Genomic DNA, 23878 nt, shown 5'->3' on the forward strand with positions numbered 1-23878 from the left:
TTGTGCCTCGTGGCCTTGCAGCCAACCCGGCCGATCCGGTGATGGGGCAACGCGTCAGGTCAGGATATGGGACGCGGGTTCCGAAATCCCAAGCCGTAAATGATCCGCCAGCAGCGCCGCCGGCTGCGACAGGTTGCGCGCGCGGTGCAGGCGGATGTCCGCGGCGGGCAGCGGCGGCAGGCCGTTCGACACGACGCGCAGGCGGGAGGGCAGGGTGCCGGCCTTCACGACCGTGATCGCGAGGCCCTGCGCCGCGATCGCTTCCACCGCTGCCAGCGTCCGGCTGACAAAGGCCAATCGCCAGGGCCGGCCGGCGGCATCGAGGGCGTCCGCGGCCCATTGCCGGAACAGGCAGCCCGGCGGGTAGAGCGCGACGGGCAGCGTGTCCTGCGCTTCGGCTCGATATGTCCTGGCCGCAGCCCAGACCGCCTGCTCGCGCCGGAGCAGTTCGCCATCGCCGCGTCCTTCCGGATGCATGGCGATGACGAGGTCATAGGCCTCGCCGAGCCGTGCCGGCATCGTCGCGGTCAGGCCGGTTTCGATCTCGACCCGGATCTCCGGGTGGTTTTGGGCAAAGCGCGCCAGCAAGGGCGGAATGACGATCGTGCCGTAATCGTCCATCACGCCGAGGCGGACCACCGCGTCGTGCTTGCGTGCGCGGAGCACATCGATCGCCTCTGCATTGAGGTCGAGAAGCCGTCTGGCATAAACGAGGAGTTCATCGCCCGCCGCGGTCAGCGCGACACCGGCTCTGGTACGTTGAAACAGCTTGGTGCCGATCCGCTCTTCCAGGCGTTTGATCTGGACGCTGACCGCCGACTGGGTCCGGTTGAGCAATTGGGCTGCGCGCGTGAACGAGCGATGCTCGGCGACGGCGAGAAAGGCCTGCAGCAGATCGGGATCGAGAACAGGCGTGATCATGACGAAAACTTATCCCAGCATGACGGAAACTCCATTCCCTGTTTCGGCGCGCCTCGTATGCTGCGTTCAGGGCTCGTCAAGGGAGGGAGTGTGGGCGAAATCTCCGGCGTTCTGGCCGCGGTGCTGTCGAGCGGCCTCGGCGGCACCTCGATCGGCGCCACGCGCTATCTCGTGGGCAGCCTCGATCCGCTCGCGATCGGCTCGTTCCGGTTCGGCATCGGATTCCTGCTGCTGTTACCCCTGACGCTGCTCAGCGGTGACCGCTGGCCGGGGCGAGGGGACTGGGCCGCCGCGATCGGGCTCGGCATCCTGTTCTTTGCCCTGTTTCCGATCCTGTTCAACGCGTCGCTGATCTTCACGACTGCCGCGCGCGGCGCGCTCGCTTTGTCGACACTTCCGCTGCTGTCGCTCGTGATCGGCGCCGCGCTCGGCGCCGAGGCCCTGAGCTGGCGCAAATCGATCGGTGTCGTGATTGCGACGTTTGGCGTTGCCGTCGCGCTGCTCTCCGACCTGACCTCGGCACCATCCGGCGCCTGGCGCGGCGATCTCCTGATGATGGCGGCCGCGCTGTGCATGGCGTTGTACGGCATCTGGTCGAAGCCGCTGATCCGGCGCTCCGGCCCGATCGCCTTCACGACCATGAGCATGGCGGCCGGGGCGACCTGCCTCATCCTGCTCTCTTATGTCCGCGGCAGTTTTGCGCCGGTCGCCGGCTTCGGCGCGCCGCAATGGCTGGCGGCTTTCTATCTCGGCGCCTTCGGCGCAGCGCTGACCTTCTATCTCTGGGCCTTCGCGCTGGAGCGGACGACTCCGACGCGCGTCGCGATCTCGGTGACGGTCAACCCGATCACGGCCTCGCTGGTCGGCGCTTGGCTGCTGAACGAACCGCTGCGCTGGAATCTGGCGGCCGGCATTGTCGCGGTGTTTGCCGGGATCTGGATCGCGACGACGACGGGACGGCGCGCTCAGGCGGCGAGAGTGCCTGCGTCAGGGCAAGCCTGACGTCACGCCGGGATGGTGCCCTGATATTGCGTCAGGCCGTCGTCGAGCTTCAGCCAGGCGACCTTCTCCGAGACCCAGATGTGCTCGGTCGGCGCGAAGGCGTTGCGATCGTCGAAGGCCGTGAGCGAAACGCCCGCCAGCGTGCCGTTGCGCCGCCAGGAGAACAGGCGCGTGCCGCAGCGCTTGCAGAACACGCGGTCGATGTTCTCGGACGAGGCATAGCGCTCAATGTCACCCTCGACGGTCAGCGCGCGTTGATCGAATTGCGCGCGGGCGAAGTACGGCGAGCCCATCGCCTTCTGGCACAGGCGGCAATGGCAGATGCGGACGTTGAGCGGCTCACCCTCCGCCTTGAACCGCACCGCGCCGCACAGGCATCCACCTTCCCGGATCATGGCTCAGGCCACCCGCCATTCGCCGACCTGGCGCGCCATGCTCCAGTTGAGATTGTCGAGATCGCCATCCATGTTGGAATTTCCGCGTCTGGTGTTGGTGAAGGCGGCCCAGCAGAAGCCGCCATGGGTGCGCACGGCGATCGTGCTCGTGCCCGGCAGGCTGCCATTGTGCCACCAATTGTCGAATTTGTTGACACAGAAGCCCTTGGCGTAGTTCGGGCTGTAACTGGGCGCGGTGGTCATGACCTCGATGGTRCGCGGCCGCAGGATGTTCGCCGGTCTCGTGTAGCCGTCGACATGCATCAGGAACTGGACGAGATCCGCCGGCGTCGCGATCCAGCCGCCATGGGAATCCATCCGCCTCACCTTCATCTCATACGGACTTTCGCCCTGACCGGAATAGGCGACTTCGCCGGCCTGACGCTGGTCGCGGGTATTACCGGCGATGGTCATGTCGGTGACGCCGCAGCGCGTCAGCACCTCGGTGCGGACGTGCTCGGCATAGGCCTGGCCGGTGAGCTTCTCGATCACGCGGCCCAGCACGCAATAGCCGAAATTGGAATAAGCGTAGTGCTGGCCCGGCGGCCGGTCCAGCGGCCGGTTGGCGAGCGTCCAGGCGATCAGCTCGGCATGATCCATCCGCGGATGCGTGAACATGGGATCGCGGTTGTCGTTGCTCCAGCCGCCTGCAGCGTGCGTCAGCAGATGCTCGAGCGTGATCTGGTCGATGCCGGCAGAGTAGGGCGGTGACCCGTAATCGGTGCCGAGCAGTGCACCGGGGCCGAACACGCAATCCGTGAGCTTGAGGCGGTTCTCCTCGATCAGGCGGAAGATCGTGACCGAGGTGATCATCTTGCTGACGCTGGCGATCCGGAACAGATGCCGCGGCGTCACGGTCTCGTTCCGCTCGCGATCCGCAAGACCGAAGGCGTCCTCGTGGACAACAGTGCCGGCATAGCCGATCGCAAAGGACAGCGCCGGCACGTCGTATTTGTCCATGAAGCTGCGCGCGAGCCGCGCCATGGCGCCGCGTTCGGCCGGCGAGGGCGGACGGATGCTCGGSGGGCTGGGCGCCAGTTGCGCGGGTGCAACGCGCGACAGCAGCGGCAGCGCGCCTGCGCCCGCTGCGAGCTTCACGAAATCCCGACGCCCAAAATCCCGACGTCCAAGCCGCATGGTCCACCCCTTCAAGGGGCGGCCAAAGCTTCAGTAGGTCGCCCGTCCGCCGGAAAGATCAAACACCGCGCCGGTGGAGAAGGCACAATCTTGGGATGCGAGCCAGCTCACCATCGCGGCGAGCTCTTCCACCAGCACGAAGCGTGCCTTGGGGATTTTCGACAGCATGAAGTCGATATGCTGCTGCGTCATCTGGTCGAAGATCGCGGTCTTCGCCGCGGCCGGCGTCACCGCATTCACGAGGATGTCATGTGCCGCCAATTCCTTGCCGAGCGATTTCGTCAGCGCGATCAGTCCGGCCTTGGAGGCCGAATAATSCGAGGCGTTGGGATTGCCTTCCTTGCCGGCGATCGAGGCGATGTTCACGATCCGCCCGTATTTCTGCTTGAGCATCGTCGGCACGATCGCCTTGCAGACGATGAAAGGGCCGTCGAGATTGATGCGCAGGACCTTGCGCCACTCCTCGAGATCGGTCTCCCAGACCGGCTTGTTGACGCCGGCGATGCCGGCATTGTTGACGAGGATGTCGATCTTGCCGAAGGCGGCAAGCGTCGCATCGCGCGCCTGCTCGACGGCGGCGGGGTCGGTGACGTCGACCTTGAAGACTTTTGTCTCGCCGCCGACTTCATTCGCGGTCTTCTCGGCGAGAGCCGAGTCAAAATCCCAGATCGCGACCTTGGCGCCGGAGTCGATGAAACGCCGGGTGATGGCACGGCCAAAGCCCTGCGCGCCGCCGGTGACGACGGCAATGCGGCCGTTGAGATCGATCTTGTTCATCGAGAACTCCCTTCTCTATCCCTCATGGTGAGGAGCGCGCACTTGCGCGCGTCTCGAACCATAAGCCCGTGGCCCATCCCTCGAGACGGCGCTGTCGCGCCTCCTCGGGATGAGGGGCGATCAGAGCATGTAGCCGCCGTCGACGACAAGGTCGACGCCGGTGGTGAATGCGCTTTCGTCGCTGCCGAGATAGACCGCCATGGATGCGATTTCGTCGGCGGTGCCGAGCCGGCCCATCTTCTGGCGGGAGACGAACATCTCCTTGCCCTGCGGACCCTGGGCGGCGGCGCGGTCGAGCATCGAGGGCGTCTCGACGGTGCCGGGGCAGATGCTGTTGCAGCGGATGCCCTTGGTGATGAAGTCGAGCGCGACCGCGCGCGTCAGCAGCGACACCGCGGCCTTCGACGCGCTGTAGACGTAGCGGTTGGCCGGCGGCCGCAGCGCCGCGCAGGACGAGATGTTGACGATGCTGCCGCCGCCGCCCGCCAGCATCTCGGGCAGGAACGCCCGGATGGTCCGGTGCATCGACTTGACGTTCAGGTCGAACGAGAAGTCAAAATCCTCTTCCGAGCACTCCAGGATGGTGCCGTGATGCACGAAGCCCGCCGCGTTGAGCAGGATGTCGACCTTGCCGACGCGCTTGGCGAAGGCGTTGACGTCGGCGGTGTTGCGGACGTCGAGCTTGGCGACCTCGGCGATGCCTTCCTTGGTCAGGCCCGCGATGCCGGCCTCGTTGATGTCGGTGGCGATGACGGTTGCGCCTTCACGCGCGAATGCGATGGCGCATGCGCGCCCGATGCCTGCCGCTGCAGCCGTGACGACGGCGCGCTTTCCCTTGAGGCGGTCTGCCATGTTGTTTTTCTCCTTGGCTTGAATTTGTCTATCGGCTCGTCATTGCGAGGTGCTCGTGACAAAATTGCGCAGCAATTTTGCACTGTTGCGACGAAGCAATCCAGACTGTCTCCTTGGAGATATCTCTGGATTGCTTCGCTTCGCTCGCAATGACGACGTGGCTGTTAGTGGTTGTCTCTGGCGACACCAAACGTGCCGGCGACGTTCTGGTAGCGTGTGGCGAGCTCCATGCATGCGCCGGTCGATTGCTGGCCCACCGTGTTGCGGTAGATCTCCTGCCACGGCGTCTGGTTCGCCGGATGCTTGAAGCCGCCATTGGCCATCAGCTCGGCGTGGCGCTTCTTCACCTCGTCGTCCGAAATGAGAATATTGGCGCTGCCCTTGTTGAGGTCGATGCGTACCTTGTCGCCGGTCTTGAGGATCGCGAGCCCGCCATTGGCGGCAGCTTCCGGCGAGGCGTTCAGGATCGACGGCGAGCCCGAGGTGCCGGACTGGCGGCCGTCGCCGATGCAGGGCAGGGCGAGAATGCCGCGTTTGATCAGCGCAGCCGGCGGCTGCATGTTCACGACCTCGGCGCCACCGGGGTAACCGATCGGGCCGGTGCCGCGGACGAACAGCATGCAATTCTCGTCGATGTCGAGTGAAGGATCGTCGATCCGCTCGTGATAATCCTCCGGGCCCTCGAACACGATGGCGCGGCCCTCGAATGCGCCAGGGTCCTTTGGGTTGCTGAGATAGCGGTCGCGGAATTCCTTGGAGATCACGCTGGTCTTCATGATCGCGGAATCGAACAAATTGCCCTTCAGCACCAGGAAGCCGGCGTCCTTCACCAGCGGCTTGTCGTAGGCCCGGATCACGTCATTGTCGGGCGCGGGCGCATTGGCGCAGTTCTCGCCGATGCCGCGGCCGTTCACCGTGACCGCGTCCTCGTGGATGCGCTTGTGCTTCATCAGCTCGCGCACCACGGCCGGCACGCCGCCGGCGCGGTGGAATTCCTCGCCGAGATAGAAGCCGGCCGGCTGCATGTTGACCAGCAGCGGCACGTCGTGGCCGAATTTCTGCCAGTCGTCGATCGACAGCTCGACGCCGATGTGGCGCGCCAGCGCGTTGATGTGGATCGGCGCGTTGGTCGAGCCGCCGATCGCCGAGTTGATCACGATGCAGTTCTCGAACGCCTTGCGGGTCAGGATGTCCGACGGCTTGAGGTCTTCCCAGACCATCTCGACGGCGCGTTTTCCCGTCTCGTAGGCGATCTGGCCGCGCTCGCGATAGGGGGCGGGGATCGCCGCGCAGCCCGGCAGCGAGAAGCCGAGCGCTTCGGCAAGCCCGTTCATGGTCGAGGCGGTGCCCATGGTGTTGCAATGGCCGACCGACGGCGCCGAGGACGCCACGATCTCCATGAATTCCTCATAGTCGATCTCGCCGGCGGCGAGCCGTTCGCGCGACTTCCAGACGATGGTGCCGGAGCCGGTGCGCTCGCCGGCATGCCAGCCGTTCAGCATCGGGCCGCCCGACAGCACGATCGCGGGCAGGTTCACGGTCGCCGCCGCCATCATGCAGGCGGGCGTGGTCTTGTCGCAGCCGGTGGTCAGCACCACGCCGTCGAGCGGATAGCCGTAGAGGATCTCGACGAGGCCGAGATAGGCGAGGTTGCGGTCGAGCGCCGCGGTCGGGCGCTTGCCGGTCTCCTGGATCGGATGAGTCGGGAATTCCATCGCGATGCCGCCGGCCTCGCGGATGCCTTCGCGGACGCGGTGCGCCAGCTCGATATGGTGGCGGTTGCAGGGGGAAAGGTCGTTGCCGGTCTGGGCGATGCCGATGATCGGTTTGCCGGACTGAAGCTCGGCCCGGGTGAGGCCGTAATTCAGGTAGCGCTCCATATAGAGCGCCGTCATGCCCGGATTATGCGGATTGTTGAACCATTCCTGCGAGCGGAGGTGGCGGCGAGCGCCGTTGCTGGCGGGCGCATGCCCATTGGTTGGTTTTTTTGTCATTGGTTTCTCCTGCAATGCAAACGCACTGGCGTCGGGAGCTCAGCTTCGGCTGGTGCGATGCCCAACGGCGCGATCCATGGTTCAAAGGCCCGTTGGCGGGTCATTCCCTCACAAGCGCGATACTAGTCTTGGCCACTTGGTAACGCTATCATTTTGTTCGCGGCGCCCGCGCCTGATGCGGCAGGCCTGTCGTCCGAACGCCGCGACGACGAGCTCTGCCGCTCGATCACCTTGAAGCCGAGATCGAGCACCGGCTGCTCGGGGCGGCGTCCGTCGATCGCTTCGATCAGCATGGTGGCGGCCGTGTTGCCCATCTCGTAGCGGTTGGTGCGCACGCTGGTGAGGGTGGGTACCGCGGAGGCCATGAATTCGAGGTCGTTGAATCCGACGATCGCGATCTGCTCGGGGACCGCGATCTCCCGGCGCCGGCATTCGAACAGCACGCCGAGCGCGAGGTCGTCATTGGCGCAGAACACCGAGTCGATATCGGGCTCGCGCGCCAGCAGATCGGTGAACAGGGTGCCGCCGAGCGTCACCGAGGTCGGTGTCGCCGTCGTGACGACGAGGCGCTGTTCGAACAGCGCGGCGTCCTTCATGGCCGAGACATATCCGTCCAGCCGCCGCTGCACCCGCGGATCCATGCGCGCGCCGACGAAGCCGATCTTGCGATGGCCTTGCGCGAACAGGTGGGCGATCGCCGCGCGGGCCGCATCATAGTGCGAAAAGCCGATCATCATGTCGACCGGATTGGGCCCGATCTCCATGATCTGCACGATCGGGCAGTCGGCGGCCTCCAGCATCGCGCGCGATTCCGCGGTCTGGTCGATGCCGGTGACGATCAGTCCGGCCGGCTTCTGCGCGAGAAACAGGCGCAGCAGCTTCTCCTCCTGGAGAATACTGTAGCGTGTGTTGGACAACTGGATCGAGTACCGGCTGCCTTCGGAGGCGTCGTAGATGCCGCGCAGCACGTCGGAAAACACGTTGTTGGTCAGTGACGGGATCAGGACGCCGATCACTTCGGTGCGCTGCGAGGCCAGCGCCCGCGCCGCCAGGTTCGGCACATAGCCGAGCTCGTTGGCCGCGCTCTCGACCCGCGTCCGCTTGGCGACCGACAGGGCCTCCGGATTGCGGAAGAACCGGGACGCCGTGATCGGGCTGACGCCGGCAAGCTCGGCAACTTCCGCCAGCCGGATTTTACCTGACTTGGTGCGTTTTCGASCCATTTGCTGCTCTTATCACAGTCGGTCCGGCAAACAAAGGAACGTTGACAGCGCTACCAGCAACGACTAACCAAAGACAAATTGCCAAAACCGCACAAACTGCCGACAATGTCGCTCGCTAAGATCGGGCTTCGTTCGGTGAAGTCTGAAAAACAAGACGGTCGCGGCGCGTGAGGCGTCGTGGACTTTCGAGGAGGGAGCTAGATGTCGTCTGTGCAAATCCGCGACGTGCGGAAATCGTTCGGCAATTTTGAAGTCCTGCACGGCGTTTCGATTCCGATCGAGGACGGCCAGTTCGTCGTCCTGGTTGGCCCCTCCGGCTGCGGCAAGTCGACGCTTCTGCGAATGCTCGCAGGCCTCGAGAACATCACCTCCGGCACGATTTCGATCGGCGACCGCGTCGTCAACAATATCCAGCCCAAGGAGCGGGATATTGCGATGGTGTTCCAGAACTATGCGCTCTATCCGCACATGACCGTCGGCGAGAACATGGGCTTCTCGCTGAAGCTGCGGAACGCGAGCTCCGACGAGATCAACAAGCGCGTCAAGCGCGCCGCCGAAATTCTCGCGCTGTCGCCGCTGCTCGAGCGCTATCCGCGCCAGCTCTCCGGCGGCCAGCGCCAGCGCGTCGCGATGGGCCGCGCCATCGTGCGCGATCCGCAGGTGTTCCTGTTCGACGAGCCCTTGTCGAACCTCGACGCCAAGCTGCGCGTCGCCATGCGCACCGAGATCAAGGAGCTGCACCAGCGGCTGAAGACCACGACCGTCTACGTCACCCACGACCAGATCGAGGCCATGACCATGGCCGACAAGATCGTCGTCATGCATGACGGCATCGTCGAGCAGATGGGCACCCCGCTCGAGCTCTACGACAAGCCCGACAACCAGTTCGTCGCCGGCTTCATCGGCTCGCCGGCCATGAACTTCCTGAAGGGCCATGTGCGCGTCAACGGCGTTGCGACCTTCGAGGGGCCGAACGGCGTCAAGCTGCCGCTCAAGAACGCGCCGGCGGCGTCCGACGGTCGCCCTGTCGTCTATGGCGTGCGACCCGAGCATTTCACCATCGCGGACGACGGCGCCGATGCCGAGATCATCGTGGTCGAGCCGACCGGCTCGGAGACGCAGGTGTTCGCGAAGGTGGGTGGCGAGCAGGTCGTCGCCGTCTTCCGCGAGCGTCACCAGTTCAATCCGGGCGACAAGGTCAAGCTGAAGCCTGACCCGTCACTGGTTCATCTGTTCGACGAGGCGACGGGCAAACGCATGTAGCCGCGCCGAAGGATTGCCCAACGACTGTTCAAGAACGACCCAAATACAAATATAAAATTCAGGGAGAGAACGATGAGCAATTTCGACAGGCGAAGTGTGCTTAAGGCCGGCCTGGGCGGCGCAGCGTTGCTGGCCGGCCCGGGCATCGTGCCGGTGCGCGCCGCGGAGTGGACCAACACGCCCGAACCGAACGCGTCCATCCGCGTCTTGCGCTGGAAGCAGTTCATCCAGGCCGAGTTCGACAAGTTCGCCGAGCAGACCAAGAAGTTCTCCGAGAAGACCGGCGTCAAGATCAAGCTCGAGGCCGAGAGCTGGGAAGACATCCGCCCCAAGGCCGCGGTGGCCGCCAATGTCGGCGCCGGCCCCGACCTCATCATCGGCACGCTCGACGATCCCCACAAATTCCCGGAAAAGCTGATCGACATGACCGATGTCGCCGACTATCTCGGCGCGCAGTATGGTGGCTGGTATCCGGTTGCCGAACGTTACGGCAAGAAGGGCAACAGCTGGATCGCCATTCCGCAGGGTGCAACCGGCGGCTGCCTTAACTACCGCATCAGCCACGTGAAGGCTGCGGGCTTCGAGGAATTCCCCAAGGACACCGCCGGCTTCCTCAAGCTCTGCCAGGCGTTGAAGAAGAACAACACGCCGGCCGGCTTCGCGCTTGGCCATGCCACGGGCGATGCCAATGGCTGGTGCCAGTGGGCGCTCTGGGCGTTCGGCGGCAAGGTCGTCAACGACAAGAACGAGGTCGTGATCGACTCCCCGGAGACCATCGCCGCGCTCGAATACGTTAAGCAGCTCTACGAGACCTTCATCCCGGGCGTGCTGTCGTGGAATGACTCGAACAACAACAAGGCGTTCCTGAACGGCGAACTCAGCCTGACGCTGAACGGCATCTCGATCTGGACCGTCGGCAAGAACTCTACCGATGCGAAGCAGCAGGAGATCGCCAAGGACATGAACCACGCGCCGATGCCGATCGGCCCCGTGGGCGTGTCGACCGAGCAGCAGAACGTGCTGGTCTACTACGGCTACAAGCACTCGAAGTATCCCAAGGCGGTCAAGGAATTCATCAAGTTCATGATGGACAAGGAGAACTACGACGCCTGGGAGGTCGCTTCCAACGGCTACGTGTCGCCGCCGCTGCCGGCCTACAACGACAACCCGGTTTGGACGTCGGATCCGAAGATCACCCCGTATCGCGACTGCCTGAAGCGCTGCCGCGACAACGGCTTTGCCGGCGATCTCGGCTATGCCTCCGCCGCGGTGATGGGCGACTTCGTCGTCGTCGACATGTTCGCGGAAGCAGCCTCCGGCTCGGCGACGCCAAAGCAGGCGGCGGCGCGCGCCGCCGAGCGCGCCAAGCGCTACTACCAGGTCTGATCAACGCCAATCCGCGCGGCGTCCGGTTCGCCGGACGCCGTGACTTTTCTCCCGAGGGGAATCCGACATGGCAGTCATGGCCGAGTCCGCTGTCGCGCAGGTCAAGCGCGCCAGCCTCTGGACCAGAGCATTCGAGAGCCGGAATTGGCTCGGCGCGATGTTCATGGTGCCGGCGATCGCGATCCTCATCCTGTTTCTGGCTTATCCGCTGGCGCTGGGCTTCTGGCTCGGCATGACCGACACCAAGATCGGCGGGGCCGGGCGCTATATCGGCTTTGCGAACTTCGTCTCGCTCTCCAAGGATTCGGTGTTCTGGCTCTCGGTCTTCAACACCATCTTCTATACGTTCACCGCGAGCATCGTGAAATTCGCCATCGGCCTTTACCTCGCGCTGCTGCTCAACGAGCGGCTGCCGTTCAAGTCGATGATTCGCGCCATCGTGCTGCTGCCCTTCGTGGTGCCGACAGTGCTGTCCGCGATCGCGTTCTGGTGGATCTATGACAGCCAGTTCTCGATCATCTCCTGGGTGCTGATCAAGGCCGGCCTGATCACGCGCTACATCGACTTCCTCGGCGATCCCTGGAATGCGCGCTTGTCGGTCGTCGCCGCCAACATCTGGCGCGGCGTGCCTTTCGTGGCGATCACGCTGCTGGCGGGATTGCAGACGATTTCGCCCTCGCTCTACGAGGCGGCCAATCTCGATGGCGCCACCAACATGCAGCGCTTCCGCCACATCACGCTGCCGATGCTGTCGCCGATCATCGCGGTCGTGATGACATTCTCGGTGCTGATGACGTTCACCGACTTCCAGCTGATCTACACCATCACGCGGGGCGGGCCGATCAATGCCACGCATCTGATGGCGACGCTGTCGTTCCAGCGCGCCATCACCGGCGGCAATCTCGGGGAGGGCGCAGCGATCTCGAACGCAATGATCCCGTTCCTGGTCGCAGCGATCCTGCTCAGCTTCTTCGGGCTTCAGCGCTCCCGCTGGCAGCAGGGCGGGAGGGACTGACCATGAGCACCGCAGACGACCAAAGCGTTGGAATGGACTATCTCGAGAGCTTCCCGCGGAAGTTCTTGCGGGTCTACTTTCCGCTCGGCCTGATCATCTTCTTCCTGCTGTTCCCGTTCTATTGGATGGCGGTCGCGACGTTCAAGCCGGACGCGGAGATGTACGATTACGAGAAGTACAATCCGTTCTGGATCGTGAATCCGACCATCGAGCACATCAAGAAGCTGTTGGTCGAAACCGACTATCCGCTCTGGATGTGGAACACCGTGATCGTCTCGGTGTCCTCCACCTTCATCTCGCTGTTCGCCAGCGTCTGCGCCGCCTACGCGATCGAACGTCTCCGCTACAAGGGCTCGCGCTATGTGGGGCTAGCGATCTTCCTCGGCTATCTCGTGCCGCCCTCGATCCTGTTCATTCCGCTGGCGGCGATCGTATTCCAGCTCGGCCTGTTCGATGGCAATCTGGCGCTGATCCTGACCTATCCGACCTTCCTGATCCCGTTCTGCACCTGGCTCCTGATGGGCTATTTCCGCACCATTCCCTACGAGCTGGAGGAATGCGCGCTGATCGACGGTGCGACGCGGCTCCAGATCCTGGTCAAGATCACGCTGCCGCTGTCGCTCCCGGGGGTGATCTCGGCCGGCATCTTCGCCTTCACGTTGTCCTGGAACGAGTTCATCTACGCGCTGACCTTCATCTCCTCGTCGGAGAACAAGACGATTCCCGTCGGCGCCATCACCGAGCTCGTCAGCGGCGACGTCTACCATTGGGGCGCGCTGATGGCGGCGGCCCTGATCGGCTCGGTCCCCGTAGTTATCCTTTATTCCTTCTTCGTGGAGTATTATGTGTCGGCGATGACCGGCGCCGTGAAGGAATGATCGCGGGGCCTGCCTTGAGAGCGTGCCAGGAGAACGTGTCAGGAGCGGCGCGCTCCGGCCAATAAGAAGGAGTAGGCTCTTGCACATTCTGGTTCTGGGCGCCGCCGGCATGGTCGGCCGTAAATTGTGTGAACGGCTGTTGCGCGACGGCCGGCTCGGCAAGAGCGACATCACCAAGCTGACCATGCACGACGTGGTCGAGCCCAAAAAGCCGGAAAAGGCCGGTTTCCCCGTCGAGACCGTGTCAGGCGATTTCGCCGTGCCGGGCGCAGCCGAAAAGCTGATCGCCGGCCGCCCCGACGTGATCTTCCATCTCGCCGCGATCGTTTCGGGCGAAGCCGAGCTCGATTTCGACAAGGGCTACCGCATCAATCTCGACGGCACGCGGATGCTGCTCGATGCCGTCAGGCTCGTCGGCGGCGGCTACAAGCCGCGCGTGGTCTTCACCTCGTCAATCGCGGTGTTCGGCGCGCCGTTCCCGGATGCGATCGGCGACGAGTTCTTCCACACCCCGCTGCTCAGCTACGGCACCCAGAAGGCGATCGGTGAATTGCTGCTCGCCGACTATTCGCGCCGCGGCTTCCTCGACGGCATCGGCATCCGTCTGCCGACCATCTGCATCCGGCCCGGCCTGCCCAACAAGGCGGCATCGGGCTTCTTCTCCAACATCCTGCGCGAGCCGCTGGCCGGCAAGGAAGCGATCCTCCCGGTCTCCGAGGACGTCCGCCACTGGCACGCCACGCCGCGTTCCGCCGTCGGCTTCCTGCTCCATGCCGGCACCATGGACCTCGCCAAGGTCGGTCCGCGCCGCAATCTGACCATGCCCGGCTTTTCGGCGACGGTCGGCGAACAGATCGCTGCGCTCACGCGGGTGGCCGGCGACAAGGTCGCCGCACGCATCAAGCACGAGCTGGATCCGTTCATCGTCGGTATCGTCGGCGGCTGGCCGCGCAATTTCGAGGCGAAGCGGGCGCGCGAGCTCGGCTTCACCACCGAAGAAAAGACTTTTGACGACATCATCCGCATTCACATCGAAGACGAGCTCGGCGGCAACTTCGTCGCCTGATCGAACCGATGAACAGCGTGGATATGACGATGGCGAGCGTTGCTTGCATCGGTGAATGCATGGTCGAGCTCCGGCAGGCCCAGGGTGGACAGTCCGCTGGACAGTCCAGTGGGCATGGCCAGGGCGGCGGCCTGTATTCGCGCGGCTTCGGTGGCGACACCCTCAATACGGCGGTGTATCTGGCGCGGCTCGAGGTCAAGGTCGACTATCTCACCGCGCTCGGCGACGATGCCCTGAGCGACGAGATGATCGCGGCCTGGAATGCGGAGGGCGTCGGGACCCGCCGCGTCTCCCGGCTGCCGGGCAAGCTGCCCGGCCTCTACATGATCCAGACGGATGCGAAGGGCGAGCGGCAGTTCTTCCACTGGCGCGACAGTGCGGCGGCGCGCCAGTTGATGAGCCTGCCCGAGACGGACGAGCTGCTCAACTCGCTGATGAGCTACGACATCGTCTATCTCTCCGCGATCACGCTCTCGATCTACGATGCGGCCGGGCGCGAGCGCCTGTTCGCGGCGATCAAGCGGGCGCGCCTGCTCGGCACCCGCTTCGTGTTCGACACCAATTTCCGCGCGCGGGGATGGCCGGACCGCGACGTCGCCCGCGAGGTCTTTGCCACGGCGTTTGCGACCGCCGACATCGTGCTGACCTCGACCGAGGATCTGCTCGCGCTCTATCCCGGCGAAAGCCACGAGCAGTTGATGGCACGCATCCCGAGCCCCGAGCTGGTGTTCCGTCTCGCCGAGCCCGTCAGCCTGCTGCGCTTTCCCGGCGGCACCAGCGAGGTCCGCGCCGAACCGATGACCAAGCCGGTCGTTGACACCACAGCGGCGGGCGACAGCTTTGCCGCGGCCTATATCGCGGCCCGGCTCGGCGGCTCCGATCCGGTCGAGGCGGCCCAGGCCGGGCACCGCCTCGCCAGCCTCGTGATCTGCTATGCCGGCGCCATTATTCCGGGCTATGCCATGCCGCCGAAGAAGCGGCACCGGCCGGCGACCACGCGTCAGGCGACCAAGTGAAACGAAAGCCAAGATGACCACGACTGCCCAACAGAACCATCTCGTCGCGCTGTTCAAGGCCGCGACCGTCATTCCTGTCCTCACCATCGAGCGTATCCAGGATGCCGTGCCGCTGGCGAAAGCGCTGGTTGCCGGCGGCGTCCGCACGCTGGAGGTGACCATGCGCACCCCCGTTGCGATCGAGGCGGCGAGGGCGATGATGGCCGAGGTGCCCGAGGCGGTCGTCGGCATCGGCACGATCCTCAATCCGGCCGATTTCGTCCGCGTCGAGAAGCTCGGCGTCGCGTTCGGCATCAGCCCGGGCCTGACCCCCGATCTCCTGAAGGTCGCCGCCGACAGCTCCTTGCCGTTTGCCCCGGGCATTGCCACGGCGTCCGAACTGATGCTGGCGCTGTCCTACGGCTTGGACGTCGCAAAATTCTTCCCGGCCGAGCAGGCCGGCGGCATCAAGGGCCTGCGCGCGCTGGGCGGGCCGTTCCCGAATGTGCGGTTCTGCCCGACCGGCGGTGTGGGCGAGGCCAATGCGGCGACCTGGCTCGCCGAGCCCAACGTGGTCGCGGTCGGCGGTTCCTGGCTATGCCCGACTGCGGAGATCAAGGCCGGGAACTGGGCCGGCATAACTGCCATCTGCCAGCGCACCCTCAAGGCCCTGAAAGCCACGTGAAGTCTTGCGGTTGGTGGGCTAAGACTTAGGTCAGTAAGAGACCCCAGGGAGATGACCATGACCGCCAGCATCGTCGGATGGGCGCATACGCCGTTCGGCAAGTTCGACACCGAGACCGTCGAAAGCCTCGTCACCCGCGTGGCCAACGAGGCGATGGCCGATGCCGGCATTTCCGCGTCCGACGTCGACGAGATCGTGCTCGGCCATTTCAACGCCGGTTTCTCGCCGCAGGATTTTACCGCCTCGCTGGTGCTCCAGGCCGACCCGAAGCTGCGCTTCAAGCCGACGACCCGCGTCGAGAACGCCTGCGCCACCGGCTCCGCCGCGGTCCATCAGGGCCTGCGTGCGATCGACGCAGGCGCGGCCAGGATCGTGCTCGTCGTCGGCGTCGAGCAGATGACCCGCACCCCGGGGCCCGAGATCGGCAAGAACCTGCTCAAGGCATCCTATCTGCCGGAAGACGGCGACACCGTCGGCGGCTTCGCCGGCGTGTTCGGCAAGATCGCCAGCTCCTATTTCCAGAAATACGGCGACCAGTCCGATGCGCTGGCGCTGATCGCGGCCAAGAACCACAAGAACGGCGTCGCCAACCCCTTCGCCCAGATGCGCAAGGACTTTGGCTTCGAGTTCTGCCGCGCCGAGAGCGAGAAGAACCCCTACGTCGCGGGTCCACTGAAGCGTACCGACTGCTCGCTGGTCTCCGACGGCGCCGCGGCGCTGGTGCTGGCCGACGCCGAGACCGCCAAGGGCATGAGCAAGTCGATCGGCTTCCGCGCCACCGCGCACGCCCAGGACTTTTTGCCGATGTCCAAGCGCGACATCCTCCAGTTCGAGGGCTGCACGGTCGCTTGGCAGCGCGCGCTGGAGAAGGCGGGCGTTGCGCTCACCGATCTCTCCTTCGTCGAGACCCATGACTGCTTCACGGTCGCCGAGCTGATCGAGTACGAAGCGATGGGCCTGACGCCGAAGGGACAGGGCGCCCGCGCCATCAAGGAAGGCTGGACGCTCAAGGACGGCAMGCTGCCGGTCAATCCGTCCGGCGGGTTGAAGGCCAAGGGCCATCCGATCGGCGCCACCGGCGTCTCCATGCACGTGATGACCGCGATGCAGCTCGCTGGCCAGGCGCCCGAGGGCATGCAGCTCAAGAACGCCAAGCTTGGCGGCATCTTCAACATGGGCGGCGCAGCGGTCGCGAATTACGTTTCCGTGCTGGAGCCGCTGAAGTAAGTTCTCGTAGGGTGGGCAAAGGCGCGTTTGCGCCGTGCCCACCTTTTTGTTGCGCTAGATCATGGTGGGCACGCTACGCTTTGCCCATCCTGCGGCTCTTCATTGATTGGCAGGGAATGCATCATGGGCAATGATTACGAAGACTCGCTGTCGATAGACGCACTCAACGATCGCATCGCGATCCTCGAGGACAATATCCGGCAGCTCATCGAGCAGGCCGCTGCCGCCTCCGGCGAGCAGAACGAGTCGCGCATCGCCGACCGGATCAACCAGCAGAACGATGAGCTCGACCGCCTCATCAAGATCCGCGAATCCCGCCAGAAGAAATAGCGGCCGCGGCACCGCGCATGCGGCCATACCCCGGCCGCCCTTGCGCGTGCGGCGTCGCTGCCCTTAGCTGGACCGAAATCGCAGGGCCAGGTTGAGCCCGCGCAATCGGGAGCGAACGGATGGGGCCGCTGAAGGGCATCAAGGTCGTGGATATGACCACCGTGCTGATGGGTCCCTATGCGACCCAGATGCTCGGCGATTACGGTGCCGACGTGATCAAGGTGGAATCGCTCGACGGCGACGTCACCCGCCTGATCGGTCCGATGCGCCATGCCGGCATGGGCCCGGTGTTCCTCAACACCAACCGCAGCAAGCGCTCGATCTGTCTCGATCTGAAGAAGCCCGCCGGCCGAGAGGCCGTACTGCGGCTGCTGAAGGACGCCGACGTTCTCGTCTACAATGTCCGCCCGCAGGCGATGGCGCGGCTTCAGCTCGGCTACGACGTCGTCTCCGCAATCAACCCGCGTCTCGTCTACGCCGGCGTGTTCGGCTTCGGCCAGGACGGGCCCTACGCGGCAAAACCCGCCTATGACGATTTGATCCAGGGCGCGACCGCGCTCCCCGCCTTGATGGCGCAGACGGGTGATGGCGTGCCGCGCTATGTGCCCAACGCGCTGGTCGACCGCATCGTCGGTCTCACTGCGGTCGGCGCGATCTGCGCCAGCCTCGTGCATCGGGATCGCACCGGCCGCGGCCAGCGCGTCGACATCCCGATGTTCGAGACCATGGCCGGCTTCGTCATGGGCGACCACATGGGCGGGCTCACCTACGAGCCGCCGCTCGACAAGGGCGGCTATGCCCGCCACCTCTCGCGCGACCGCCGGCCCTACAAGACCTCGGACGGCTATCTCAGCGTCATCGTCTACAACGACAAGCAGTGGGAGAACTTCTTCAAGGCAACGAGCCGCGACGATCTGTGCGCCGACCCCAAATTCGCGACCTTCGCCGGCCGTGCCGCCAATATCGACGTCGTCTATGCCGAGCTCGCGCGCATCTTCGAGACCCGCACCACGGCCGAGTGGATCGACCTGCTGACCAAGGCCGATGTGCCCGTGATGCCGATGCACGACCTCGCGTCGATCCTGCACGACGAGCATCTGGAAGCCACCGGCTTCTTCCCGGTCGTGAACCATCCGACCGAAGGCCCGATCCGCAGCATGAAGGTGACGGCGACCTGGTCAGAGACGGAGGCGGAGCCGGTGCGGCTCGCGCCGCGGCTCAACGAGCACGGCGCGGAGATTCTGCGCGAGGTCGGCTACTCCCCGGACGAAATCGCCGCCATGGTGCGCGACGGTGTCACCGGGGCTATTGCCGGCCAGTAGGGATTGGCTATGTCGATTCGTGCTCTGCGGCGGCGCAGTCGTGAAAATGTATCCATTGTTGGACAAGATCCCTGGGCCTGCATCAAGCTCCCGTCGCTCCCCAAACTCGTAAACGGACCTTCTCATGATCGTCTTCACCCGTCTGCTCATGATCGCGTGCAGCATCGTGCTCGCGCCTGCCGTCGCTCGTGCTGCGATGCCGGCCGATGCGCCCGATGCCCGCGACCACGCGCTGATCAGTCGCTATGCCGGCTCCTGGCTGGTGGCGCAGGACGTCCAAGGCTTCGACCAGGTCGGGATGCCGCGGGGGAGCCAGAATGGTGAGGTCGTGAAAGTCGAGGGCCGTGTCACTCGCTTGTTCTACCTTGCCCCGGCCGGCAAATCGGCGCTGGAGGTTCAGCGCAACTACGAGCAGGCGTTGGAGCGCGCTGGCGCGGCCAGGCAGGATAGCTGCGCCGAGGACTGCGGGGCACGGGACTTCGGCCAGCTTCGCAGGCTGCCGGCTAACCCGTCGCTGCCAAAGGCCCAGCTTGAAGGGTGGACCCCCATCACCTTGCTCCAGCAATGGCAGGAACCCGGGACCGAGCGCTACTGGTACGGGACCGTGAACGCATCCGGTGCAATGCTGCATGTCGCGATTGTCACGGGGAAGCCAGGAACGGTCGCACTGTCCGGCAAGTACGTGGCCACCATCGTGGAGATCGTCGAGGCCAAGGCGATGGAGTCCGACAAGGTGGTGGTGGACGTGAAGGCCCTGACGAAGGGCTTGCAGGCCGAGGGCAAGGTGGCGCTGTACGGCCTGTACTTCGATACGGGAAAATCCGTCATCAAGCCGGAGTCGAAAGCTCAACTCGACCAGATGGCACAGTTGCTCCAGTCCGATGGATCTCTCAAGGTCCATATTGTCGGGCACACCGACAACCAGGGCGCGCTGGACGCCAACCTGGCCCTGTCGAAAGCACGGGCGCAAACGGTCGTGGATGCCCTGGCGACGACGTACAAGGTCGATCCGAAGCGGCTGTCGGCGGCCGGCGTCGCCAGCTATGCGCCGCTCGGTAACAACGCAACCGACGTGGGCCGTGCGCGGAACCGCCGGGTAGAGATGGTGTTGCAGTAGCGCGCCGCTACCAGATCGCAGGAGCACGAACGTCACCATGAGCTTCATCACCGGCGTCGGCCTCACACCTTACGGCAAGCACGAGGGCTCATCCTCGCTCGACCTGATGAGCCGGGCCGCGCAAGCCGCGCTCGACGACGCCGGCCTCAAGCGTGCCGAGATCGACGGCATCCTCTGCGGCTACTCCACCGTCTCGCCGCACATCATGCTGGCGACCGTCTTCGCCGAGCATTTTGGCATCCGCCCGTCCTACGCGCATGCCGTGCAGGTCGGCGGCGCCACTGGTCTCGCGATGACGATGCTGGCCCATCACCTCGTGGAGGCGGGTGTCGCGCGCAACGTCCTCGTCGTCGCCGGTGAGAACCGGCTCACCGGGCAGAGCCGCGACGCTTCGATCCAGGCGCTGGCGCAGGTCGGTCATCCCGACTACGAGGTGCCGCTCGGCCCGACCATTCCCGCCTATTACGGCCTGGTCGCCACCCGCTACATGCACGAATACGGCGTGACGGAAGAGGACCTCGCCGAATTCGCCGTGCTGATGCGCGCGCATGCCTGCACCCATCCCGGCGCACAATTCCACGATCCCATCACGGTCGCCGATGTCATGGCGTCCAAGCCGGTGGCGATGCCGCTCAAGCTGCTGGACTGCTGCCCGGTGTCAGACGGCGGCGCGGCCTTCGTCATCAGCGGTGAGCGGACCGGCGAGGCGGGTGTGCGCATCCGCGGCTGCGCCCAGGCGCATACCCATCAGCACGTGACGGCCGCGCCCGCGCTCAGCGAGCTCGGTGCTGAAATCTCCATCGCCCGCGCCAAGGAGGCCACAGGCCTTGCGATCTCCGACGTGCGCTACGCCGCGATCTACGACAGCTTTACGATCACGCTCGCCATGCTGCTGGAAGACCTCGGCCTTGCCGGCCGCGGCGAGGCGGCTGCGCGCGTGCGATCAGGTCATTTCAGCCGCGACGGCGCGATGCCGCTCAACACCCATGGCGGCCTGCTCAGCTATGGCCATTGCGGCGTCGGCGGCGCCATGGCGCATCTGGTCGAGGCGCATTTGCAGATGACGGGGCGGGCGGCTCACCGCCAGGTGCGCGATGCCTCGATCGCGCTGCTGCACGGCGACGGCGGCGTGCTGTCGTCCCACGTGAGTATGTTTCTGGAGCGCGTGCGATGAGCGAACGAATCGCGGACTGGACCAAGGGTGAGCAGGCCATCACCTTTCAGACCTGCGGCGCATGCGGCCATGTGCAGTATTTCCATCGCGCCTTCTGCGCGGCCTGCGGCGCGCCCGATCCGCGCGATGCGCGCGCCAGCGGCAAGGGCAGGGTCTACGCGACCTCGCTGGTCTGCCGCGCCGCCACGCCCGAGACTCGTGCGCACGTGCCCTACAACATCCTGCTGGTCGATTGCGCCGAGGGATTTCGCATGATGGCGCACGGCGAGACGAATCTAGCTATCGGCGATGAGGTCACCGCGAGCTTCCCGACGTTCGCCGGCAAGCTCGTGCCGTTTTTCAGCAAAAGGGAATAGTAGGATTCGTCATTCGGGGGCGGTCCGAGGGACCGAGCCTGGAACGGGATTCTGGGCCTGGCTTGTGCGAGAGCCACCCCGGAATGACGAAAACACTCTACGCAACTCTTTTGCTAACGCCCGTAGAACAAGATGCTGGCGATGACGAGCATCGCCGTCACCGCCAGCATGTGCGCGAGCGCTCCCGAGGCCGCCCCCTTGGTGGCTTCCTTCATGCCTATTCTCCCTAGACTTGGGCGTGACTCATCGTTGCGCGCACTGCGCACCCGACGGTCAATTGTTTTTACTCGGAACACCCCTTGCGAGTATTCACCGTGATTTGTCCCCACACGGTGAATATCGACTGTGCCAAGGTCGATCAGCAATGCGGCGGCATTTTGACTCGATGATGTTGCTGTTGCGGTAGCGAAGCACAGGGTTTGCGGCAACTTTCTTCAATCGCGACGAATCATCGGATTTTCCCGCGAGAATTCGCGGGTTTCTTTGTGGCCATCGATTTGGCCTTCGAAGCCTCCATCAGCGCATCCCTGATGTTGGTGAGGTGACGCGTCATGGCGTGGCTCGCCTTGCGCGGGTTCCTCGCTTGAACGGCTTCGAAGATGGCCTCGTGATCCCTGCGCCACATGGGCCGGTAGTCCTCCATCTGCATGTGGTTGTGAATCTCCTGCCAGATACCGGACTCGGTCTGTGCGCGCCACAGCGAGTCGCTGATCGACACCAGCGCGCCGTTCCCGGTCGCCTCGGCCAGCACCATGTGGAAGCGGTGGTCCGACGTGTCGGCCTCGCGTCCCTGCGCATGTTCCCAGCGCATCATCGCGAGCGCTTCGGCGAGCTGCGCGAAGGCGGCCTCGGAGCCGCGCTGCGCCGCGATCGCCGCGATCTGCGGTTCGATCAGCTGGCGCGCCTCCAGGTTCTCGAATGGCCCAAAACCTTCGAGCACGTGCACGTCAGGTGCCTCCTGACGACTGATCACATAGACGCCGCTGTTACTGCGCACCTTCAGCATGCCGGCCATCGCCAGCGACAGGATGGCCTCGCGCACCGTCGGCCTCGACACGCCAAACGTCTTCGCGAGATCGCGCTCTGCCGGCAGGCGCTGGCCGATCCGGTAACTCGCCTGGATCATCGCAGCAATGCGCCGGGCAACGATCTCGAAGCTGCGTTCAGGCTTGGACGGGGGATCGTGCAACATCTTCGTGCTCATCAGTCCTTTTTTTGAGTTTGACAAGCTGCCGCTCGAAAGCCAAGCTGGTCAGACCAATTTGGACTGACCAGTTTCGCGCGACCGGGGTTGGGAATACTCTGTCGGTGGGACGATGGAGGCTGCGCGCGTGTTCGACAGCAAGCCGAATTCAGCCGAGGCGCGTGACATCGCGTTCCATCTGCACTCGCAGACCAACCCCCAGCGACATGCAGAAATCGGACCGCTGATCATGGCGCGCGGCGAGGGCGTCCATGTCTTTGACGCGAACGGCAAGCGTTATCTGGAAGCGATGGCCGGGCTCTGGTGTACCTCGCTCGGCTTTTCCGAGACGCGCCTGAAAGCGGCAGCAGCGGCGGCCTACGACAAATTCGGCTTCTATCACAGCTTCAATCACAAGACGCCGGACAACACGATCGACCTCGCCGAGAAGCTGGTCGAGATCTCGCCGATCCCGGATGCTCAAGCATATTTCGCAACGTCAGGCTCGGAAGCCACCGAGACGATGGTGAAGCTCGCCTGGGTGTATCACGCGGTTCACGGCAAGCCCGGAAAGCGCAAGATCATCGCCCGCGATCGCGGGTTCCATGGCTCGACGATCGTTGCAGCTTCGATGTGCGGTCTGCCCCGCATGCACCGCGAATTCGGTCTTCCGCTCGAAGGCTTCCTGCACACGCATTGCCCGGATGCCTATCGCGGCACGAGGCCCGGTGAGAGCGAGGCGGCGTTTGTCGGCCGGCTCGCAGCCGATCTCGAAGCAATGATCATGGCCGAGGGACCCGATACGATCGCAGCCTTCATCGCCGAGCCGATCAACGCCGGCGGCGGCATCGTCGTGCCGCCGAAGGGATATTTCGCTGAGATCGAGGCGGTGCTGCRCCGTCACGACATCCTGGTGCTTGGTGACGAGGTGGTCTGCGGCTTCGGCCGCACCGGCAACTGGTTCGGCTGCCAGACGGTCGGCATGAAGCCGGACATGGTGGCGCTCGCCAAGGGCATCACCTCGTCCTATTTCCCGATGTCGGCCGTGTTGCTGGGCCGTCCGATCCGGGACGCGCTCAGCGAGATGAACAAGGGCGGCGAGCTGTTCGGCCACGGTTTCACCAATTCCGGGCACCCCGTTGGCGCGGCGATCGCGCTCGAAACGCTGAAGATCTATCACGAGATGGATGTGGTGCCGCACGTCCGCCGCATGGGCTCGAGGCTCCGCGCCGGACTGGAGCAGATCGCGCGGGATTCGCGCATCGTCGGCCAGGTGAGGGGCGAGGGACTCATGATCGGGGTCGAGCTGGTCGCGGACCCCGCGACGCGGCAGGCCTTCGATCCCGCGCTGAAGGTCGGCGCGATGTTCGATGCGCTCGCAATCGAGAATGGCCTGATCATCCGCGCGATGGGCGACACGATCGGGTTCTGTCCGCCGCTGATCATCGACGAAGCCGGAGTTGACGAGGCGCTCGACCTGTTCGCGCGGACCTTGCTCAGCGCCGAGGCCAAGCTTGCCGAGACACGTCCATCTGCGTAAC

Annotated in this window: 23 protein-coding genes; 15 read left to right on the top strand and 8 right to left on the bottom strand. The window is 64.7% G+C overall.

From position 1 onward, the window contains the following. Positions 1-54: 54 nt before the first annotated feature. On the bottom strand, positions 55-921 hold the full coding sequence (locus tag AB4Z51_RS11555) for a LysR family transcriptional regulator (RefSeq protein WP_441497424.1): 867 nt from the start codon (positions 919-921) through the stop codon (positions 55-57). Between the two features lie 90 nt (positions 922-1011). Here AB4Z51_RS11555 and AB4Z51_RS11560 point away from each other — a divergent pair, with 90 nt between their 5' ends. Then, positions 1012-1923, top strand: a complete 912-nt coding sequence (locus tag AB4Z51_RS11560; protein WP_441268281.1) for a DMT family transporter — start codon at positions 1012-1014, stop codon at positions 1921-1923. A 2-nt stretch (positions 1924-1925) separates the two neighbouring features. Here AB4Z51_RS11560 and AB4Z51_RS11565 read toward each other — a convergent pair whose 3' ends face one another. The 6 genes from AB4Z51_RS11565 to AB4Z51_RS11590 all read right to left on the bottom strand — a co-directional run bounded on the left by AB4Z51_RS11565 (position 1926) and on the right by AB4Z51_RS11590 (position 8340). Beyond that, positions 1926-2318: a GFA family protein gene (locus tag AB4Z51_RS11565; protein ID WP_441497425.1), complete on the bottom strand. Its 393-nt coding sequence runs from the start codon at positions 2316-2318 to the stop codon at positions 1926-1928. Positions 2319-2321: 3 nt separating this feature from the next. Beyond that, entirely contained in the window at positions 2322-3455 is a 1134-nt protein-coding gene (locus AB4Z51_RS11570) for a serine hydrolase domain-containing protein (RefSeq protein WP_441497426.1), read from the bottom strand. 69 nt (positions 3456-3524) lie between these two features. Continuing rightward, complete coding sequence (locus AB4Z51_RS11575; RefSeq protein ID WP_441497427.1) at positions 3525-4271, bottom strand: SDR family NAD(P)-dependent oxidoreductase; 747 nt, start codon at positions 4269-4271, stop codon at positions 3525-3527. Between the two features lie 120 nt (positions 4272-4391). After that, a complete protein-coding gene (locus AB4Z51_RS11580; RefSeq protein ID WP_014495988.1) occupies positions 4392-5123 on the bottom strand; it encodes an SDR family oxidoreductase in 732 nt (243 codons plus the stop codon). 164 nt (positions 5124-5287) lie between these two features. Then, positions 5288-7117: an IlvD/Edd family dehydratase gene (locus AB4Z51_RS11585; RefSeq protein WP_439036267.1), complete on the bottom strand. Its 1830-nt coding sequence runs from the start codon at positions 7115-7117 to the stop codon at positions 5288-5290. A gap of 122 nt (positions 7118-7239) precedes the next feature. Further along, entirely contained in the window at positions 7240-8340 is a 1101-nt protein-coding gene (locus tag AB4Z51_RS11590; RefSeq protein ID WP_441497428.1) for a LacI family DNA-binding transcriptional regulator, read from the bottom strand. Positions 8341-8541: 201 nt separating this feature from the next. On the opposite strand from AB4Z51_RS11590, the gene AB4Z51_RS11595 reads away from it, so the two are divergent. The 13 genes from AB4Z51_RS11595 (at position 8542) to AB4Z51_RS11655 (ending at position 21154) form a co-directional block, all read left to right on the top strand. Continuing rightward, the gene (locus tag AB4Z51_RS11595; protein ID WP_063983849.1) at positions 8542-9603 is read left to right on the top strand and encodes an ABC transporter ATP-binding protein; all 1062 of its coding nucleotides are present in this window, start codon (positions 8542-8544) and stop codon (positions 9601-9603) included. Between the two features lie 72 nt (positions 9604-9675). Next, positions 9676-10989, top strand: coding sequence for an ABC transporter substrate-binding protein (locus tag AB4Z51_RS11600; protein WP_071914934.1), 1314 nt, complete (start codon positions 9676-9678; stop codon positions 10987-10989). A gap of 67 nt (positions 10990-11056) precedes the next feature. Continuing rightward, positions 11057-12004, top strand: a complete 948-nt coding sequence (locus tag AB4Z51_RS11605; RefSeq protein ID WP_063983847.1) for a carbohydrate ABC transporter permease — start codon at positions 11057-11059, stop codon at positions 12002-12004. A 2-nt stretch (positions 12005-12006) separates the two neighbouring features. Continuing rightward, positions 12007-12882 (top strand): carbohydrate ABC transporter permease, encoded by an 876-nt coding sequence (locus tag AB4Z51_RS11610; RefSeq protein ID WP_014495982.1) that lies wholly within the window; start codon positions 12007-12009, stop codon positions 12880-12882. 79 nt (positions 12883-12961) lie between these two features. Further along, on the top strand, positions 12962-13948 hold the full coding sequence (gene denD, locus AB4Z51_RS11615; RefSeq protein WP_441268279.1) for a D-erythronate dehydrogenase: 987 nt from the start codon (positions 12962-12964) through the stop codon (positions 13946-13948). A gap of 29 nt (positions 13949-13977) precedes the next feature. Beyond that, positions 13978-14964 carry a sugar kinase gene (locus tag AB4Z51_RS11620; protein WP_167767987.1) on the top strand — a complete coding sequence of 329 codons (987 nt, stop codon included), beginning with the start codon at positions 13978-13980 and terminating at the stop codon, positions 14962-14964. Positions 14965-14977: 13 nt separating this feature from the next. Further along, the gene (gene eda, locus AB4Z51_RS11625; RefSeq protein ID WP_085401986.1) at positions 14978-15628 is read left to right on the top strand and encodes a bifunctional 4-hydroxy-2-oxoglutarate aldolase/2-dehydro-3-deoxy-phosphogluconate aldolase; all 651 of its coding nucleotides are present in this window, start codon (positions 14978-14980) and stop codon (positions 15626-15628) included. Positions 15629-15685: 57 nt separating this feature from the next. After that, positions 15686-16855: an acetyl-CoA acetyltransferase gene (locus AB4Z51_RS11630; RefSeq protein WP_441497429.1), complete on the top strand. Its 1170-nt coding sequence runs from the start codon at positions 15686-15688 to the stop codon at positions 16853-16855. 123 nt (positions 16856-16978) lie between these two features. Then, positions 16979-17185, top strand: a complete 207-nt coding sequence (locus AB4Z51_RS11635; protein WP_014495977.1) for a hypothetical protein — start codon at positions 16979-16981, stop codon at positions 17183-17185. Positions 17186-17304: 119 nt separating this feature from the next. Next, positions 17305-18507 (top strand): CaiB/BaiF CoA transferase family protein, encoded by a 1203-nt coding sequence (locus tag AB4Z51_RS11640; RefSeq protein WP_441268278.1) that lies wholly within the window; start codon positions 17305-17307, stop codon positions 18505-18507. Positions 18508-18631: 124 nt separating this feature from the next. Next, positions 18632-19624, top strand: a complete 993-nt coding sequence (locus AB4Z51_RS11645) for an OmpA family protein (protein ID WP_439034662.1) — start codon at positions 18632-18634, stop codon at positions 19622-19624. 37 nt (positions 19625-19661) lie between these two features. Next, positions 19662-20798 (top strand): thiolase family protein, encoded by a 1137-nt coding sequence (locus tag AB4Z51_RS11650; protein WP_439034663.1) that lies wholly within the window; start codon positions 19662-19664, stop codon positions 20796-20798. Further along, positions 20795-21154 carry a Zn-ribbon domain-containing OB-fold protein gene (locus AB4Z51_RS11655; protein WP_439034664.1) on the top strand — a complete coding sequence of 120 codons (360 nt, stop codon included), beginning with the start codon at positions 20795-20797 and terminating at the stop codon, positions 21152-21154. Before AB4Z51_RS11650 ends, AB4Z51_RS11655 begins: the two co-directional genes overlap by 4 nt. A gap of 448 nt (positions 21155-21602) precedes the next feature. On the opposite strand, the gene AB4Z51_RS11660 is transcribed toward AB4Z51_RS11655, so the two are convergent. Then, a complete protein-coding gene (locus AB4Z51_RS11660; RefSeq protein ID WP_225005018.1) occupies positions 21603-22346 on the bottom strand; it encodes a FadR/GntR family transcriptional regulator in 744 nt (247 codons plus the stop codon). A 139-nt stretch (positions 22347-22485) separates the two neighbouring features. Between AB4Z51_RS11660 and AB4Z51_RS11665 the strand changes: the two genes are divergently transcribed. Further along, positions 22486-23877 carry an aspartate aminotransferase family protein gene (locus AB4Z51_RS11665; RefSeq protein ID WP_441497430.1) on the top strand — a complete coding sequence of 464 codons (1392 nt, stop codon included), beginning with the start codon at positions 22486-22488 and terminating at the stop codon, positions 23875-23877. The last annotated feature ends 1 nt before the right edge of the window (position 23878 follow it).

It is taken from the genome of Bradyrhizobium sp. 2TAF36 (assembly GCF_052114925.1).
Lineage (GTDB): Bacteria > Pseudomonadota > Alphaproteobacteria > Rhizobiales > Xanthobacteraceae > Bradyrhizobium > Bradyrhizobium barranii.